Raw genomic sequence first — 16777 nt, 5'->3', positions numbered from 1 at the left:
TTGCGGCTCGGAGAATGGGGGGAGGAGCAACAAGCCTTGAACCAGTGGGAGCGCTCCCATAGTGGAGAGGAGGGTGTGAGCGGTCAAGGTGCTTGAAGAGTCGAAATGATTCGACAGATCAACTGCGCGACCCCTCTGGGCAACTCGGGCACTTGGCGCTAGCTTCTTCCGCACCAGTGGGAGCGGTTCCATCAGTCGACGCGTCCGTCACGGAGCGTCAGAGCTGCAAGGAGTCGCTTCATGCGTCACCCCCCGCGTTTGTCTCTCCTAGTCATCGGCGCCGCCGTGGCCCTCGTGGGCACGGCCGTCGCGCCGGTCGTCACGGCCTCGGGAGCAACTCCCGCGTGCACGGTGGAGTACTCGGTCACCGGTCAGTGGGACACCGGCTTCCAGGGCGCCGTGAAAATCACCAACAACATTGCAGCGCTCAGCAGTTGGAGCCTCGGCTTCGACTTCCCGGCCGGTCAGAAGGTCACCCAGGGCTGGAACGCCAAGTGGTCCCAGTCCGGTACGACGGTGACCGCGGCCAACGAGAGCTGGAACGGCTCGCTGGCGAGCGGCGCGAGCGTCAGCGCCGGGTTCCTCGCGTCCTGGTCGGGAAGCAACGCGGTGCCGACGGCCTTCCGGCTCAACGGCACCACCTGCAACGTGGACACCCAGCCCACGCCCACGCCCACCCCCACCCCCACCGATCCGCCGCCGACGGGCGGCGCGGCGCCGAAACTGCACGTCTCGGGCAACAGGCTGGTCGACTCGGCGGGAGCCACCCGCCGCATGCTCGGCGTCAACCGCTCCGGCGGCGAGTTCATGTGCGTCCAGGGCTACGGCTTCTTCGACGGCCCCGTCGACGACGCCTCCGTCAAGGCGATCGCCGACTGGAAGGTCAACACGGTCCGCATCCCGCTCAACGAGGAGTGCTGGCTGGGGCTTTCCAACGTCAAGCCGGAGTACGCGGGCGCCAACTACATCGCCGCGGTCAAGGCCCTGGTGGCCAAGGTCGAGGCCCACGGCATGACACCGCTCGTCGAACTGCACTGGACCTACGGGCAGTACACCGGCAACTCGGCGGGCTGCTCCGACGTGCACGCCACCTGCCAGAAGCCGATGCCCGACGCGCAGTACACCCCGTCCTTCTGGTCCTCGGTCGCGAGCACCTTCAAGGACGACCCGGCCGTCGCCTTCGACCTGTTCAACGAGCCCTACCCGGACCGCGCGACCTCCACGGCCACGCAGGCGTGGACCTGCTGGCGCGACGGCGGCACCTGCCCCGGCATCTCCTACCAGGTGGCCGGAATGCAGTCCCTGGTCGACGCGGTTCGCGGCACCGGCGCCAAGAACCCGATCCTGGCCGGCGGCCTCGCGTACTCGAACGACCTGAGCCAGTGGCTGACATACAAGCCCAGTGATCCCACGGGCAATCTCGTCGCCGCCTACCACGTCTACAACTTCAACACCTGCGCGAGCGAGAGCTGCTGGAACTCGACCCTCGCTCCCGTCGCCGCCCAAGTACCCCTGGTGGCGGGCGAGATCGGGGAGAACACCTGCTCCCACTCCTTCACCGACACCGTCATGAAGTGGTTCGACGACCGGGGACTCTCGTATCTCGGCTGGACCTGGAACACCTGGGACTGCTCCTCGGGTCCGTCGCTGATCTCGAACTACGACGGAACCCCGACCTCCTACGGCATCGGGCTGCGCGACCACCTGCGGGCCCTCAACAAATAGGGGGAGTGACCGGCCGGCCGCGTGCGGTGACCGGATGGCCGTACGCACCATGACCGGCTGACCGGCTGACCGGCTGACCGGCTGACCGGCTGACCGGCTGACCGGCTGACCGGCTGACCGGCTGACCGCGCGCGCCGGGAACACGGGCGCCCCCGGCTCTCCGGGGGTGCCCGCTTTTGCCGTTCGAGCAACACGGCTGGCCGTTTCCGGGAGTGGCGGAGCAGGCTGTCCTCATCGCGAGAGAGAGGCTTGCCCCATGGCACAGGACCACGACCACGAGCACGGCAGCGGCCCGGCGCACCACCAGGGCGGGGCTCACGGCCACGGCCACCACCACGGCCCCGCGCGGAGCCAGGGGCACGGCGGCGGCCACGACCACACCCACATCGACTTCGGCCAGATGCTGCCCATGCTCGTCTCGGAGGCCGAGCTGTTCACCCCGGCCTACCTCCAGGCGGCCGGGTGGCTGCGCGAGCAGCGGCCCGACCCCGGGCTGATCGTGGACGCGGGCAGCGGCCCCGGTGTCATCTCCGGCCTGTTCGCCGAGACGTTCCCCGGTGCGCGGATCGTCGCCGTGGACGGCGCGGAGCCCCTGCTGTCGGAGGCCCGCGCCCGCGCCGAGCGGCTCGGCTTCGCCGACCGGTTCGGCACGATCGAGGCCGAACTCTCCGAGGGGGTCGGCGACCTGGAGTACCCGGCGGACCTGCTGTGGGCCAGCAGGTCGCTGCACCACGTCGGTGACCAGCGGGCCGCGCTCACCGGCTTCGTCCGGAGCCTGGCCCCCGGCGGCACCCTCGCCCTGCTGGAGGGCGGACTGCCCACGCGTTTCCTGCCGCGCGACACCGGCATCGGCCGGCCCGGTCTGGAGGCCCGCATCGACGCGGTGCACGACGAGTGGTTCACCCGCATGCGGGCCGAGCTGCCCGGATCGGTGGAGGAGACGGAGGACTGGCCCGCCCTGCTCGCCGCCGTCGGACTGCGCCACACGGCGACCCGCACCTTCCTGGTCGACCTGCCCGCCCCGGTCTCGGACGAGGCCCGCGCCTTCGTCGTCACCGCGCTCACCCGCAGGCGGGAGGGGCTCGCCGAAGGGCTCGACGCCGATGACCTCGCCACCCTCGACCGGCTCCTCGACCCGGAGGACAAGGCGAGCGTGCACCACCGCTCGGACGTGTTCGTCCTGACGGCCATGACGGTGTACGTGGGGGTGAAGCCGGAGTAGTCACGGGATCGCTGCGTGGCCGCGGGGGCGGTCGGCGTGCCTTGACATCGAGTGTGCTCCAAGTGATGAACTCCCCGAGTTCGCAGCACAGTTGGCCCGTCCGGGCCGGAGACACCTGGGGGTACACCATGACCGGATCCGCCGTCGCACTCATCACCGGGGGCGGAAGCGGCATCGGAGCCGCGGTCGCCCGCCGGCTGCTCGACGCCGGGCACCGGGTGGCCGTCACGGGGCGCCGTGAGGAGCGGTTGAACGCCTTCGCCGAGGAACTGGGCCGCCCCGAAGAGCTGTTGACGATCGTCGGGCACGCGGCCGAGTACGACCAGGTGAGCGCCGCGGTCGAGGCGACGCTCAAGGAGTTCGGGCGCATCGACACCGTCGTCGCCAACGCCGGTTTCGGCACCCACGACACGGTCGCGGAAGGGGACCCCGCCGGCTGGTCCGAGATGGTGCTGACCAATGTGCTGGGGCCCGCGCTGCTCATCAGGGCGTCCATCGACGCGCTGAAGGAGACCCGCGGGCGGATCGTCCTGATCGGCAGTGTCGCCGGGCACGTGAACACGCCCGGCAACCTCTACGGCGCGACCAAGTGGGCGGTGACCGGGCTCGCGGAGAACACCAGGCGCCAGGTCACCGAGTACGGCGTGGGCGTGACGCTGGTCTCGCCCGGCCGCGTGGAGACCCCGTTCTGGGACGCCTACGGCAGCCTGCCGCCCGGGCACCTCCTGACGGCGGACCAGCTCGCCGACTCGATCGTCTGGGCGGTCGGGCAGCCGGCGGGCGTCGACGTGAACACGGTGGTCGTCCGCCCGATCGGCCAGCCCAACTGACCGGCGCCCGGGGGACGGGTGTTCCCGTCCCCCGGGACGTCTCCGTCCCCCGGTCCTCAGTTGTTCGCGAGGAACTGGCGGGCCAGGGAGTCCCCGAGCGACACGGCCGCGCTGTGGCTCTCGATGGGGGACACCTGCGAGTTCTTGAAGAGGATGTACGTCACGCCGCTGTCGGCTCCGCCCGTCTCCGGGTCGGGGTCGATGCCGAGCGCGTTCGCCGTGGCGTAGGAGGCCTCACCGATGATCTGCGTCGGTCCGGTGTCGCCGACCACCGCGTACTCGACCTTGCCGTTGTAGACGACGGCGACGACGCCGCCGCCCTTGATGCCCGAACTCGTGTACTTCCAGATGCTGCTGGAGCTCGGCACGACGACGTAGGGCAGCGAGTCGGCGCGCAGCGCCCGGCCGTCGGACTGGTGGAAGGCGGTGTCGTCCTGGAACCAGGGGTCGGTGCCGGAGTTGCACTTGGCGGTGACCTGGCCGTCGCAGTCGATGTCCATGTCGGCCTTCCAGAACACGGCGCCGTTCTTGCCGCAGACGGGGATGGTGGCCGAGGTCTCCTCGTCCGTCCTGTACTTGCCGTTCGAGATCTGCGAGCAGGACGTCACCTTGGCGAGGAGGGCGGCCGCGCTGACCGAACCCTCCTGTGCCGAGCGGGGCGCGGAGGCGCCGGAGGCGCCCGCCGGGAGCGCGGCGAGGGCGAGCAGGGCCGCCGCGCCGGCCGCGGACAGGGTCAGTGTTCGAGTGCGCACTGTGGGGGAACCCTTCTGTTAGGAAACTTTCCTTACCGGGTGCGTCCACGGTGGCCCTGTTTGCATGACCGCGTCAAGGCTTGGGGTACCGATGGTCCGGTCCAAGCGCGTTAAAAAGACCGTCGGCCCCGATGCGGCGGGCATCGGGGCCGACGGTGGTGACCGGACGCGTCAGCCGACGTCGAACGTGGCCGGGTCGGGACCCAGCCGGCGGTCCTCGTTCAGTGCCGAGATCGCCGCGATGTCCTCGGTGTCCAGGGAGAAGTCGAAGACGTCGATGTTCTCCTTGATCCGGGACGGCGTCACGGACTTCGGGATCACGACGTTGCCGAGCTGGAGGTGCCAGCGCAGGACGATCTGGGCCGGGGTGCGGCCGTGCTTCTGGGCGATGGCGACGATCGCCGGGACCTCCAGGAGGCCCTTGCCCTGGCCCAGCGGCGACCAGGCCTCGGTGGCGATGCCCTGCTCGGCGTGGAACTCGCGGGCCGCGCGCTGCTGGAGGTGCGGGTGCAGCTCGATCTGGTTGACGGCCGGGATGACGGACGTCTCGTCGATCAGCTTCGCCAGGTGCTCCGGGAGGAAGTTCGAGGTGCCGATGGCCTTGGCGCGGCCGTCGGCGTAGATCTTCTCCAGGGCCTTGAAGGTGTCCACGTAACGGCCCTTGGCCGGCGTCGGCCAGTGGATCAGGTACAGGTCGACGTAGTCCAGGCCGAGCTTCTCCAGCGAGGCGTCGAAGGCGCGCAGCGCGGAGTCGTACCCCTGGTCGCTGTTCCACAGCTTCGTGGTGACGAAGAGCTCCTCGCGGGCGATGCCGGAGGCGCCGACGGCCTTGCCGGTGCCCTCTTCGTTGCCGTAGATCGCCGCTGTGTCGATGCTGCGGTACCCGGACTCCAGTGCGGTGGCGACCGCCCGCTCCGCCTCGTCGTCCGGCACCTGCCAGACGCCGAAGCCGAGCTGCGGCATCTCGACGCCGTTGTTCAGGATGATCGGGGGGACCTTGCTCACGAGCTCTCGATCCTTCAGTCGTCGGGTGGTCTTCGTATGGTCAACGATCACGGGCCGTGATGCATTCCTGACCGGGCGCCGGGCGCGCGGAATCGAAGATTGGCCGAAATAGTGCGATCAATCAGGCCGGTGTCCGCGCCGGCGGCCGGCCCGGGCTCCGGCCCGCCGGTCCCGCGGACCACCAGGGACTACGTCCGGTAGAGCGCCTCGACCTCGGTCTCGTACGCCTTCTCGATCGCCTTGCGCTTCAGCTTCAGCGACGGCGTCAGCAGGCCGTGTTCCTCGGTGAACTGATTGGCCAGGATGCGGAACGTGCGGATCGACTCGGCCTGCGAGACCAGCGTGTTCGCGGCGACCACGGCGCGCCGCACCTCGGTCTCCAGATCGGGGTCGCGCACGAGGTCGCCGGCGGACAGCGGCGGCTTGCCGCGCATCTGGAGCCAGTGCTCGACGGCCTCGGAGTCGAGGGTGACGAGCGCGGCGATGTACGGGCGGTCGTTGCCGACCACTATGCACTGCGCGACCAGCGGATGGTCGCGCACCCGCTCCTCCAGCGCGCCCGGCGAGACGCTCTTGCCGCCGGACGTCACCAGGATCTCCTTCTTGCGCCCGGTGATCGTGAGGTAGCCGTCCTCGTCCAGGGACCCGATGTCGCCGGTGGCCAGCCAGCCGTCGTGCAGGGTGGCGTCGGTGGCCTTGTCGTTGTTCAGGTAGCCCTGGAAGACGTTGCCGCCCTTCAGCCAGATCTCGCCGTCGTCCGCGATGTGCACGGTGGTCCCGGGGATCGCCTGGCCGACGGTGCCGAAACGGGTGAGCTCGGGCGGGTTGGCCGTGGCGGCCGCCGTGGACTCGGTGAGCCCGTACCCCTCGTAGATGGTGATGCCCGCGCCCGCGAAGAACAGCCCGAGCTGCCGGTCCATCGCCGAGCCGCCGGACATGGCGTGCCGGACCCGGCCGCCCATCGCCGCCCGCACCTTGGAGTAGACGAGCTTGTCGAGGACCTGGTGCTGCATGCGCAGGCCCGCCGAGGGGCCGGGACCGATGCCCCAGGCCTTCGCCTCGACGGCGTCCGCGTAGCGCACGGCGACGTCGACGGCCTTCTCGAAGGGGCCGGCCTTGCCCTCCCTCTCGGCCTTGCGGCGCGCGGAGTTGAAGACCTTCTCGAAGATGTACGGCACGGCCAGGAAGAACGTGGGCCGGAAGGCGGCGAGGTCCGGCAGCAGGGCGGACGCGTTGAGCTGGGGCTGGTGCCCGAACTTGACCCTTCCGCGGAACGCGGCGATCTGCACCATCCGACCGAAGACGTGCGCGAGCGGCAGGAACAGCAGGGTGCTCGCCTCGTCGCCCCGCTTGGAGTGGAAGACCGGTTCCCAGCGCTCGATGACGGTGTCCGCCTCGAACATGAAGTTCGCGTGCGAGATCACACAGCCCTTGGGGCGTCCCGTCGTGCCCGAGGTGTAGATGATCGTCGCGATGGATTCGGGGGTGACCGCGCGGCGGTGCCGGTGGACCACCTCGTCGTCGAGGTGCGCGCCCGCCTCGTACAGCTCGTGCACCGCGCCCACGTCGAGCTGCCACAGCTTGTGGAGCTGGGGCAGCCGGTCGACGACCGTGGCGATGGTCATCGCGTGGTCCTCGTGCTCCACCATGACCGCCGACACCTGGGCGTCGTGCAGCATCCAGAAGACCTGCTCCGCCGAAGAGGTGGGGTAGATGGGTACGACCTGGGCGCCGACCGTCCACAGGGCGAAGTCGAAGAGGGTCCACTCGTAGCGGGTGCGGCACATGATGGCGACCCGGTCGCCGAAGCGGATGCCCTGCGACAGCATGCCCTTCGCGAGGGCCAGGACCTCGTCCCGGAACTCGGCCGAGGTGACGTCGCGCCACTGTCCCTGCTCGTCCTTGCGGCCGAGCGCGACGTGGAGCGGGTCCACCCGGGCATACTCGAACACGGCGTCGGCCAGGCCGCCCACCGGCGGCGCCGACGCCAACGGGGGGTTGGTGAACTCGCGCAATACCGCTCCTCGTGGCCTCCGCACAGCGCCGTGAAAGCTACCCCACCACGCGAGCGGACGGGAGGGGGCTCGAACCGCCGGGGCGTGCGGCGTCCGCACAGGTCAACCACGGAAATGCCGCACAAGGGGAAGGGTCGGACAGAATCCCTTACGGTTCCGTAGGTTTCGAGTCCCTAATCTCCACGGAATCGGCACGACCCCACAGGGGGATCACGGTCCACGGGAAGCCGATTCGGAATGCCTCGTTCCGGGCGATTCGACCACCGGTGAGGCCGCTGGGCCGGGTCTAGCTCCGCGGTCCCCGGTGCAGCCGGTCCCCGCCCGCGAGGATCGCCGTCGCCAGCGCGTCCGCGGCGTCCTGTGCGGACGGCCGCCTCCGGCCGTGCACCAGGACGAAGTCGACCTCGCCGAGCTCCGGCAGCCCCGCCCGCTCCGGCACCCTGACGAGGCCGGGCGGCACCAGCCCGCGCGAGTGGGCCATCACGCCGAGGCCCGCGCGGGCCGCCGCGATCAGACCGTTGAGGCTGCCGCTGGTGCAGGCGATGCGCCAGGACCTGCCCTGCCGCTCCAGCGCTTCGAGGGCGAGCGCGCGGGTGATGCCGGGGGGCGGGTAGACGATCAGCGGGACCGGGCGGTCCGGGTCGAGCCGCAGCCGCGGGGCGCCGATCCACACGAGACGGTCGTGCCAGACGAGCTCCCCGCGCGGGTCCTCGGGCCGCCGCTTCGCCAGCACCAGATCGAGATGCCCGGCGGCGAGCTGTTCGTGGAGCGTGCCGGACAGCTCGACCGTCAGCTCCAGGTCCACCTCGGGATGGTCGGTGCGGAACCCCTCCAGGATCTCCGGCAGCCGGGTCAGCACGAAGTCCTCGGACGCGCCGAAGCGCAGCCGGCCCCGCAGCCGGGTCCCCGTGAAGAACGCCGTCGCCTGTTCCTGCACCGCCAGGATCCGCCGCGCGAACCCGAGCATCGCCTCACCGTCCTCGGTGAGCTCGACGGAGTGGGTGTCGCGGGAGAAGAGCTGCCGTCCCGCGGCGTCCTCCAGCCGGCGCACATGCTGGCTGACCGTGGACTGGCGCACCCCCAGCCGCCGGGCGGCCCGCGTGAAGCTCAGCGTCTGGGCCACCGCCAGGAACGTACGCAGCTGGGAAGGGTCGTACACGGAGCCAGGCTATCGCGATACGTGATGACAGTCAGAGCGGTATGCCGGATTCCCGATCGCGGCCCGGGAGGGGACGATGGAGAGGGCACGATCCGCCGACGACGATCACCCGCACCGAACCGAGCAACCGAGCAGTGGAGCACCGTGAAACGCCTGCAGTGGCCGAGCTGGATGCCGGTCGACCCCTACGTCCTGCTGCTGCTCGGGACCGTCGGCCTCGCCGCCCTGTTCCCGGCGAGCGGAACGGCGGCGGACGTCGCCTCGGGCGCGACCACGGCGGCCATCGCCTTCCTCTTCTTCCTGTACGGCGCACGCCTGTCGACCCGTGAGGCGATGGACGGCGTCAAACACTGGCGGCTGCACGGTACGGTCCTGATCTGCACGTTCGTGGCGTTCCCGCTGCTCGGCCTCGCCGCCCGCGGCCTGGAACCGGCGTTCCTGACCCACGACCTCTACACCGGTCTCCTCTTCCTCACGCTCGTCCCCTCGACCATCCAGTCGTCGATCGCCTTCACCTCGATCGCCCGCGGCAACGTGCCCGCCGCCATCTGCGCGGGCTCCTTCTCCTCGCTCGCCGGCATCGTCGTCACCCCGCTGCTCGCCGCGCTCCTCCTCGGCGGCAGCGGCGGCGGCTTCTCCACGGACTCGCTCGTCAAGATCGTGCTGCAACTGCTCGTGCCGTTCCTGGCCGGACAGTTGCTGCGCCCGTGGATCGGCGGCTTCATCACGCGCCACAAGCGCGTCCTCGGCCTCGTCGACCGCGGATCCATCCTGCTCGTCGTCTACACCGCGTTCAGCGAGGGCATGGTGCAGGGCATCTGGAGCCAGGTCAGCGCCGTGCGGCTGGCGGGGCTCCTCGTCGTGGAGGCGCTGCTGCTCGGCGTCATGCTCCTGCTGACCTGGTACGGAGCGAAGGCCCTGCGCTTCGACCGCGAGGACCGGATCGCGATCCAGTTCGCCGGGTCGAAGAAGTCGCTCGCCTCGGGCCTGCCCATGGCGGGTGTCCTGTTCGGCGCGCACGCCTCCCTCGCCGTGCTTCCGCTGATGCTCTTCCACCAGATGCAGCTCATGGTGTGCGCGGTGATCGCCAGGCGCCGGGCCCGTGATCCGGAGGTGAGCGACCGCCCCGGCCCGGGCCGGCCGTCAGGAACCGGGGGCGGGGCGGGCACGGGCGGTACGGCCGAAGGCGCGGGCCGGGCCGGCGGCCCGGCCCGCGCCGCGGAACCCCGGGTCTCCCCGGTCGCGACGGCGGGACGTCAGGGCCTGGCGTCTCCCAGGTCCTGACCGGCCTCGCTCACCCGGTCCAGGGGAAGCCACAGAACGGTGTCCCGCGTCACCTTCCGCGAGGGCGGCGCCGACAACTCGTCGTCGCTCAACGCGCGGTCGTAGACCCGCACATCGTCGATCGCCCCGGTGAAGAAGGCCCGGCTGTCCATCCGTTGGCCGACGTGCACGCCGAACGGCGAGTTCCGGCTCACCGATCCGGGCACGTCCGCCGTGCTGACGGTCGTCCCGTCGAGGAACAGGGTGAGCCGTCCCCCGCCGCGGCGCAGCGCCAGCCGGTGCCACCGGCCGTCGTTGAAGGAGCCCGTGGTGCGCACGAACGCCGTGGCCGGGGCCGACGCGCCGTTCCTGGTGGTGATGAGCCCGGTGATCCGGTCGGACGCGGGCTCCCCGCGCAGCCACACCTGCGGCTGGCTCGTACCGATCCCGCCCATCCACAGCAGGGGCTGCTCACCGCTGGTGGCCGTGTAGCGGAACCACAGGGACGCGGTGAAGTCCTTCGTCCCCAGCGGAAGCCGGTCCTGGTACGGCAGTCGTACGGCGTCGTCGGCGCCGTCGAACTCCAGCCCGCCGCCGAGCACGCCCGCCGTCTCACCCGGGCCGCCGAGCACCGCGGCCCGCCGGGTGTGCGGGGCGAGGTCGGCCGTCGTCGGGTCCGGGCCCCGGCGCGGCCGGAGCCAGTCCTCGGTGAAGCGGGCGAAGCGGATCTCGTCGCGTGCGTCGACCGCGCCGCCCTCGTACATCAGGCCCATGGTGCCGTCGCCGATGTCCACCAGGTCCGAGTAGCCCGACCAGTCGGTGGTGACGACCGTCCCGCGGTCCACGCTGTCCCAGGTGCGTCCGCCGTCGTAGGAGGAGCGGACCGTCATGGTCCGGCGGCGGTCCGGGTCGGCGGGGCAGGACAGCAGGATCCGGTCCCCGAGACGCAGCGTCGAGCCCTGCACCTGGGGCGCGTAGAGGTCCGGGACGTCACGGAAGGGGGAGACGAAGCTGTCGCCGCCGTCCCTGCTGACGGCCTGGGTGCGGTGGCCGAGGTCGGTCCCGTCCTGCTCACGGCCGCTGACCAGGAGCGATCCGTCGGCGCGCTCGGTGAGGGCCATCTCGGACGGCTTCTGCCGGAAGGTGCCGTCGGCCGCGATCGGCCAGGAGTCGCCGGCGCCGATGTCCCAGTGGTCGCCGCCGTCGTCGCTGGTGATCAGCGCGGCGTTGTTGGCGGTGACCCGGCTGCCGTCCCAGGTCTCGGTGTTGACGGCGAACACGAGCCGTCCCGCGTGCCGGCCGTGGGTGAGCTGGATGCCGTGCACGGGACCGGTGGCGTACCAGGAGTTCCAGTTCGCGGGCAGGATCTCGGAGCTGAGATCACGCGGCCGGGACCAGCTCAGACCGTCGTCGTCGCTGTACTGGAGGTGCGGGGTCCGGTCGCAGGGGACCGTGCAGCCCGCGCTGTCCGTTCGGCCGGTGTTGTAGGTCTCCGCCAGCACGATCCGGCCGGTCCCGCGGTCCACGACCGGAGTGGGGTTGCCGTGGGTGTCCCCGTTCCCCTCGTTGACGACCTGGAGCGGGCCCCAGGTGCGGCCGCCGTCGCCGGAGCGCTTCACCACGATGTCGATGTCGGCCGCGTCGCCGCAGTTCAGGACGCGGCCCTCGGCGAACGCCAGCAGCGTTCCCCTGGTCGTGCGGACGACGGAGGGGATGCGGAAACAGGCGTAGCCCGGATCCTGGGAGGCCTTGAACAGCACCTGCTGCTCGAACGCGGGTGCGGCCGGGGCGGGTTCGGCCCGTGCCGTCCCCGGGAGCACGACCAGCGCGGCGATGCCGAGCAGAGCGGCGACCACGGATCTCGGACGGGTGGCGAGGCGTGACGGCATGGTGCGACCTGCCCTTCGTACGGCGGCTGGGCAATCCGGATTCCCCGGACATCCCACGTCCAACGTTCGCGCCGCAGAGGCTACTTGGGCCCTCAGGCACCCCACAAGGAGCGAGTGGTGGTCGTGTTCACGCCAGAATTTCGAGCCCGTGCCGTCACCTGGCGGGGAGCAGTTCACGGGCTTGTCGATCCGGATTTCCGGTACGGACGGCTGATGCGGGCTAACGTTCCGTCATGACCGCACCCGAAACCGAACCCCGCCTCGCCCTCGACCCGGCGCGCACCGCACTCGTGCTCGTCGATCTGATGGAGCGCATCGTGGCGTTGCCCCTGGAGCCGAACAAGGGGACCGAAGTTCTCGCCACCTCCGAGGAGTTGGCGGAAACCTTCCGCAAGGCGGGCGCGCTCGTCGTGCTCATCAGGGTCGAGCGGTCCGGAGTCGCGGAGCAGCCGCCCGGGAGCGGACTGGTCCCCGGACTCGTCGCGGAGGGTGACCTGGAGATCGTGAAGCGGACCATCGGCGGGTTCCAGGGCACCGGCCTCGACGAGCGGCTGCGCGAACACGGCGTCTCCACCCTGGTGTTCGGCGGGATCGCCACCAATCTCGGGGTCGAGTCGACCGCGCGCGCCGCCGTCGACCTCGGTTACGACCTGGTCTTCGTCGAGGACGCGATGGCCGCGTTCACCGCCGCCGAGCACGACGCCTCCGTCCGGCTGGACTTCCCGCGCCTCGGCACGGTCGTGACCGCGGGTGAGGTGCGCTTCTTGGTTCGATGAACCCGCGCCGGCGAAGCCCGTCCCGTACGGCGGTGGCGGTGGCCTTCGCGGTGGCGGTGGTGGCGGCGCTGTTTGCGGCGCCGGCGGTGGTCCGGGACCGAGGCGGGGCCCCCTCCGGCGCAGGGGGCGCTCCCCGCCGTCCGGGGCCCCCGCCGCCGTGCCGCGGGGAGCCGGTGTCAGCCCTGGCCGGCCGTGGCCCGCAGGGTGATGCGGTGCTCGCCCGCGTACACGTTCATGTTGGCGCCGCGCAGGAAGCCGACCAGGGTCAGGCCGGTCTCCGCCGCCAGGTCGACGGCCAGGGACGAGGGGGCGGAGACGGCCGCCAGCACCGGGATGCCCGCCATCACCGCCTTCTGCGCCAGCTCGAAGGACGCCCTGCCGGAGACCAGCAGGACCGTCCGGGAGAGCGGGAGCGTGCCGTTCTGCAGAGCGCGGCCGACCAGCTTGTCGACCGCGTTGTGCCGGCCCACGTCCTCGCGTATGTCGACCAGCTCGCCCTGCTCGGTGAACAGGGCCGCCGCGTGCAGGCCCCCGGTGCGGTCGAAGACCCGCTGGGCCGCGCGCAGCCGGTCGGGGAGGCTCGCGAGAAGGCCGGGTTCCAGCCGCACCGGGGGAGTGGTGCCGCCCTCCGTGTCGTCGATGGTCCAGCGGGCCGTCGTACGGACCGCGTCCAGACTCGCCTTGCCGCACAGGCCGCACGAGGACGTCGTGTACACATTGCGTTCGAGCGTGATGTCGGGAATGACGACACCGGGCGCCGTCCGTACGTCGACGACGTTGTACGTGTTGGAGCCGTCCACCGTGGCTCCCGCGCAGTACACGATGTTCTGGAGCTCGTCGGCGCGCCCCAGCACCCCTTCGCTGACCAGGAAGCCCGCGGCCAGCGCGAAGTCGTCGCCCGGGGTGCGCATGGTGATCGCCAGCGGCTTGCCGTTGAGCCGGATCTCCAGCGGCTCCTCGGCGACGAGCGTGTCCGGGCGGGAGCTCACCGCTCCGTCGCGGATGCGGATCACCTTGCGTCGTTCCGTGACTCGTCCCATGTCCTGATCAGTCCCGCTTCCATGCGTCCGGCCGGCCGGATCGGCCCTCGCGATCGCCGGTTGGCGTTCGGGTCACCCGGGGCGTGCCGTGAGGGTGACCTTCACGTTCTCATTGTCCTGCACCCGCGGAGCGGGCCGCGGGGCGCCTCGCCGGACGCGCGGAGGTTCCGCGCTCACGCCGCCGTGCGCAGCGCGAGCAGGTCCGAGATGGCGTGCACGGTGCGCAGCGTCGGGACCGGTACCCCGGTGATCTCCGCGAGCTCCACGACGGCCGCGAGCAGCACGTCGAGTTCCAGCGGCTTGCCGCGCTCCAGGTCCTGGAGGGTGGACGTGCGGTGGTCGCCGACCCGCTCCGCGCCCGCGAGGCGCCGCTCGATGGACACGCCCACCTCGCAGCCGAGCGCCTCGGCGACGGTCAGCGTCTCGGTCATCATGATCTCGATGACCCTGCGCGTCCCGCCGTGCAGACACATCTGCCGCATCGTGGCGCGGGCCAGCGCGCTGATGGGGTTGAAGGAGATGTTGCCGAGCAGCTTGAGCCAGATGTCGTTGCGCAGGTCCGGTTCGACCGGGCATTTCAGCCCGCCCTCCCGCATGGCGTCGCTGAACGCGCGGCAGCGCGGCGAGACGGACCGGTCGGGTTCCCCGACGGAGAAGCGGGTGCCTTCGAGATGGCGGACGACACCCGGTCCCGCCAGCTCGGTCGCGGCGTACACGACGCATCCGACGGCCCGCTCCGGGGCCAGGACCGCGCTGACCGCGCCGCCCGGGTCCACGCTCTCGACGCGGTGGCCGTCGTACGGGCCGCCGTGCCGGTGGAAGTACCACCAGGGGATGCCGTTCTGGGCGGCGACGACCGCCGTCGTGCCGTGCAGCAGGGGCTCGATCAGCGGCCCGCACGTCGCGTACGAGTTGGCCTTCAGGCCGAGGAAGACGTAGTCGACCGGGCCGATCTCGGCGGGGTCGTCGGTGGCGTGGGCGCGCGCGGTGAAGTCCCCGCGGGGGCTGAGGACCTGGACGCCGTGCTGCCTCATGGCCGCGAGGTGCGGTCCACGGGCGACGAGATGCACGTCGGCGCCCGCGCGGTGCAGAGCGGCGCCGACGTAGGCGCCGATCGCACCGGCGCCGAGAATTGCGACTCTCACTGTGTGGCGCTCCGTTCGGTCGAGGGTACCGAGGAACTGCCGAACTCTGTCGACGAAATATTGTCTACAGGATGGAATGAGGGTCGACAAGGGTCCGGGCGGGACCGGCTGTCGCGGGAGCCCGCGCCCTGCGGCCGGGCTCGCCCGCGCGGTGCAGAGCGGCGCCGACGTAGGCGCCGATCGCACCGGCGCCGAGAACGGCGACTCTCACTGTGTGGCGGGCCGGCCGTCGCGGGAAGTCCGTGCCCCGCCGCTGACCGGGCCGGCTGTCGCGGGGAGTCCGTGCCCCGCGGCGAACAGTGCCGGCTGTCGGGGGGGCACGGACTCCCCGCGACGAAGTGCGGCCACCCGTCTCCCCGTTCGTGCCGAAGCCGCGCACGCCCGGCCCGGTGACCGTTCGTCGCGCCAGGGATACCGCTCACCGCATACGGTCGACGAGTTCACGTCCGCACGCTTCACAGCCCGGCAACCGCTTCCTATCGTCCCGGATCATGAGCCCTCCCGTCGCACCGCCCGGTTGGAGCCGCTGGCTCGTCCCGCCGGCCGCCCTGTCGGTCCATCTCTCCATCGGCCAGGCCTACGCCTGGAGCGTCTTCAAGCCGCCGCTCGAATCCGCGCTCGGCCTCAGCGGCACCCAGAGCGCGCTGCCCTTCCAGCTCGCCATCGTGATGCTCGGCCTGTCGGCCGCGTTCGGCGGGACCCTCGTCGAGCGCAACGGTCCGCGCTGGGCCATGACCGTCGCCCTGGTCTGCTTCTGCTCCGGCTTCCTCATCTCCGCGCTCGGCGCGGCCACCGAGCAGTACTGGCTGATCGTCCTCGGCTACGGCTTCGTGGGCGGCACGGGCCTCGGCATCGGCTACATCTCACCCGTGTCCACGCTGATCAAGTGGTTCCCGGACCGGCCGGGAATGGCCACCGGCATCGCGATCATGGGCTTCGGCGGCGGCGCGCTGATCGCCTCGCCCTGGTCCGCCCAGATGCTGAAGTCGTTCGGCTCCGACTCCTCCGGGATCGCGGCCGCCTTCCTCGTGCACGGACTGTCGTACGCCGTGTTCATGGCGCTCGGCGTGCTGCTGGTGCGCGTGCCGCGCGGGGAGAAGCCCACCGAATCCGGCCCGAGCGCGCTCGACGGGGTCCAGGTCTCGGCCCGCAACGCCGTGCGCACCCCCCAGTTCTGGTGCCTGTGGATCGTCCTGTGCATGAACGTGACCGCGGGCATCGGCATCCTGGAGAAGGCCGCCCCGATGATCACGGACTTCTTCGCGGACGGCTCCACCCCGGTCACCGCCTCGGCCGCCGCCGGATTCGTCGCCCTGCTCTCCGCCGCCAACATGGCCGGCCGGATCGGCTGGTCCTCGACCTCCGACCTGATCGGACGCAAGAACATCTACCGCGTCTATCTCGGGGCCGGCGCCGTGATGTACGCGCTCATCGCGTGGTTCGGAGACTCCTCCAAACCGCTGTTCATCCTGAGCGCGCTGGTGATCCTCTCCTTCTACGGCGGAGGCTTCGCCACGGTCCCGGCCTATCTGAAGGACCTCTTCGGCACCTACCAGGTCGGAGCCATCCACGGACGGCTGCTCACCGCCTGGTCCACCGCCGGCGTCCTCGGACCGCTGATCGTGAACCGGATCGCCGATCACCAGGAGGCCGCGGGCAGACACGGATCGTCCCTGTACGGACTGTCGTTCCTGATCATGATCGGGCTGCTCGCCGTCGGCTTCGTCGCCAACGAGTTCATACGCCCCGTGCACGCCCGCCATCACATCCCCGCGCCCAGGGAGGCCGCCGATGTCGCACGACAGCAGTCCGAGTCCGCCTGACGACACCGCCGTCCCGGGCCCGCCCGACCGGCGGGCGCTGACCGCCTTCGCCTGGCTGTGGGTGGGAGCGCCCCTGTGCTACGGCGTCTACGAGCTCGTACAGAAGGCCACTCAACTGTTCTCGGGGTAGTTG

At 71.1% G+C, this 16777-nt stretch carries 14 protein-coding genes; 7 read left to right on the top strand and 7 right to left on the bottom strand.

Annotated elements, in window-relative coordinates; all coding sequences use genetic code 11:
- The first annotated feature begins 240 nt into the window (after nucleotides 1–240).
- From ACFYYF_RS25740 to ACFYYF_RS25730, 3 genes are all read left to right on the top strand, one after another.
- Nucleotides 241–1725 (top strand): cellulase family glycosylhydrolase, encoded by a 1485-nt coding sequence (locus ACFYYF_RS25740; protein WP_388779626.1) that lies wholly within the window; start codon nucleotides 241–243, stop codon nucleotides 1723–1725.
- Nucleotides 1726–1981: 256 nt separating this feature from the next.
- Nucleotides 1982–2947: a class I SAM-dependent methyltransferase gene (locus ACFYYF_RS25735; protein ID WP_388779623.1), complete on the top strand. Its 966-nt coding sequence runs from the start codon at nucleotides 1982–1984 to the stop codon at nucleotides 2945–2947.
- Nucleotides 2948–3075: 128 nt separating this feature from the next.
- Nucleotides 3076–3777 (top strand): SDR family oxidoreductase, encoded by a 702-nt coding sequence (locus tag ACFYYF_RS25730; protein WP_388779620.1) that lies wholly within the window; start codon nucleotides 3076–3078, stop codon nucleotides 3775–3777.
- Nucleotides 3778–3833: 56 nt separating this feature from the next.
- On the opposite strand, the gene ACFYYF_RS25725 is transcribed toward ACFYYF_RS25730, so the two are convergent.
- The 4 genes from ACFYYF_RS25725 to ACFYYF_RS25710 form a co-directional block, all read right to left on the bottom strand.
- Nucleotides 3834–4529 (bottom strand): glycoside hydrolase family 75 protein, encoded by a 696-nt coding sequence (locus ACFYYF_RS25725; RefSeq protein WP_361691743.1) that lies wholly within the window; start codon nucleotides 4527–4529, stop codon nucleotides 3834–3836.
- 171 nt (nucleotides 4530–4700) lie between these two features.
- Entirely contained in the window at nucleotides 4701–5492 is a 792-nt protein-coding gene (locus ACFYYF_RS25720; RefSeq protein WP_361691797.1) for an aldo/keto reductase, read from the bottom strand.
- Nucleotides 5493–5722: 230 nt separating this feature from the next.
- A complete protein-coding gene (locus ACFYYF_RS25715) occupies nucleotides 5723–7549 on the bottom strand; it encodes an AMP-dependent synthetase/ligase (protein WP_388779617.1) in 1827 nt (608 codons plus the stop codon).
- A 286-nt stretch (nucleotides 7550–7835) separates the two neighbouring features.
- On the bottom strand, nucleotides 7836–8708 hold the full coding sequence (locus ACFYYF_RS25710) for a LysR substrate-binding domain-containing protein (RefSeq protein ID WP_361691749.1): 873 nt from the start codon (nucleotides 8706–8708) through the stop codon (nucleotides 7836–7838).
- A gap of 144 nt (nucleotides 8709–8852) precedes the next feature.
- Between ACFYYF_RS25710 and ACFYYF_RS25705 the strand changes: the two genes are divergently transcribed.
- Entirely contained in the window at nucleotides 8853–9992 is a 1140-nt protein-coding gene (locus ACFYYF_RS25705) for a bile acid:sodium symporter family protein (RefSeq protein WP_388779614.1), read from the top strand.
- Here the strand turns inward: ACFYYF_RS25705 and ACFYYF_RS25700 are convergent.
- Entirely contained in the window at nucleotides 9965–11860 is a 1896-nt protein-coding gene (locus tag ACFYYF_RS25700) for an exo-alpha-sialidase (protein WP_388779612.1), read from the bottom strand. The genes ACFYYF_RS25705 and ACFYYF_RS25700 overlap by 28 nt on opposite strands.
- A gap of 233 nt (nucleotides 11861–12093) precedes the next feature.
- Here ACFYYF_RS25700 and ACFYYF_RS25695 point away from each other — a divergent pair, with 233 nt between their 5' ends.
- Nucleotides 12094–12636, top strand: a complete 543-nt coding sequence (locus ACFYYF_RS25695; protein WP_388779609.1) for an isochorismatase family protein — start codon at nucleotides 12094–12096, stop codon at nucleotides 12634–12636.
- Nucleotides 12637–12812: 176 nt separating this feature from the next.
- Here the strand turns inward: ACFYYF_RS25695 and fdhD are convergent, their stop codons facing one another.
- Nucleotides 12813–13676, bottom strand: coding sequence for a formate dehydrogenase accessory sulfurtransferase FdhD (gene fdhD / locus ACFYYF_RS25690; RefSeq protein WP_361691758.1), 864 nt, complete (start codon nucleotides 13674–13676; stop codon nucleotides 12813–12815).
- Between the two features lie 173 nt (nucleotides 13677–13849).
- Nucleotides 13850–14821 carry a 2-dehydropantoate 2-reductase gene (locus ACFYYF_RS25685; RefSeq protein WP_361691761.1) on the bottom strand — a complete coding sequence of 324 codons (972 nt, stop codon included), beginning with the start codon at nucleotides 14819–14821 and terminating at the stop codon, nucleotides 13850–13852.
- 491 nt (nucleotides 14822–15312) lie between these two features.
- On the opposite strand from ACFYYF_RS25685, the gene ACFYYF_RS25680 reads away from it, so the two are divergent.
- On the top strand, nucleotides 15313–16644 hold the full coding sequence (locus ACFYYF_RS25680) for an OFA family MFS transporter (RefSeq protein ID WP_388779606.1): 1332 nt from the start codon (nucleotides 15313–15315) through the stop codon (nucleotides 16642–16644).
- Nucleotides 16613–16774, top strand: coding sequence for a hypothetical protein (locus ACFYYF_RS25675; protein WP_361691767.1), 162 nt, complete (start codon nucleotides 16613–16615; stop codon nucleotides 16772–16774). The genes ACFYYF_RS25680 and ACFYYF_RS25675 overlap by 32 nt, the downstream gene beginning before the upstream one ends.
- The last annotated feature ends 3 nt before the right edge of the window (nucleotides 16775–16777 follow it).

Source organism: Streptomyces sp. NPDC001914 (assembly GCF_042891215.1).
GTDB lineage: Bacteria > Actinomycetota > Actinomycetes > Streptomycetales > Streptomycetaceae > Streptomyces.
This window is presented reverse-complemented; position numbering and strand designations above follow the sequence as displayed.

Excerpts from the sequence above, each read along its gene's own strand:
- ACFYYF_RS25740 (WP_388779626.1), top strand. The coding sequence starts at position 241 with ATGCGTCACCCCCCGCGTTTGTCTCTCCTAGTCATCGGCGCCGCCGTG.
- ACFYYF_RS25735 (WP_388779623.1), top strand. The coding sequence starts at position 1,982 with ATGGCACAGGACCACGACCACGAGCACGGCAGCGGCCCGGCGCACCAC.
- ACFYYF_RS25730 (WP_388779620.1), top strand. The coding sequence starts at position 3,076 with ATGACCGGATCCGCCGTCGCACTCATCACCGGGGGCGGAAGCGGCATC.
- ACFYYF_RS25720 (WP_361691797.1), bottom strand. The coding sequence starts at position 5,492 with ATGCCGCAGCTCGGCTTCGGCGTCTGGCAGGTGCCGGACGACGAGGCG.
- ACFYYF_RS25700 (WP_388779612.1), bottom strand. The coding sequence starts at position 11,860 with ATGCCGTCACGCCTCGCCACCCGTCCGAGATCCGTGGTCGCCGCTCTG.
- ACFYYF_RS25695 (WP_388779609.1), top strand. The coding sequence starts at position 12,094 with ATGACCGCACCCGAAACCGAACCCCGCCTCGCCCTCGACCCGGCGCGC.
- fdhD (WP_361691758.1), bottom strand. The coding sequence starts at position 13,676 with ATGGGACGAGTCACGGAACGACGCAAGGTGATCCGCATCCGCGACGGA.
- ACFYYF_RS25680 (WP_388779606.1), top strand. The coding sequence starts at position 15,313 with ATGAGCCCTCCCGTCGCACCGCCCGGTTGGAGCCGCTGGCTCGTCCCG.
- ACFYYF_RS25675 (WP_361691767.1), top strand. The coding sequence starts at position 16,613 with ATGTCGCACGACAGCAGTCCGAGTCCGCCTGACGACACCGCCGTCCCG.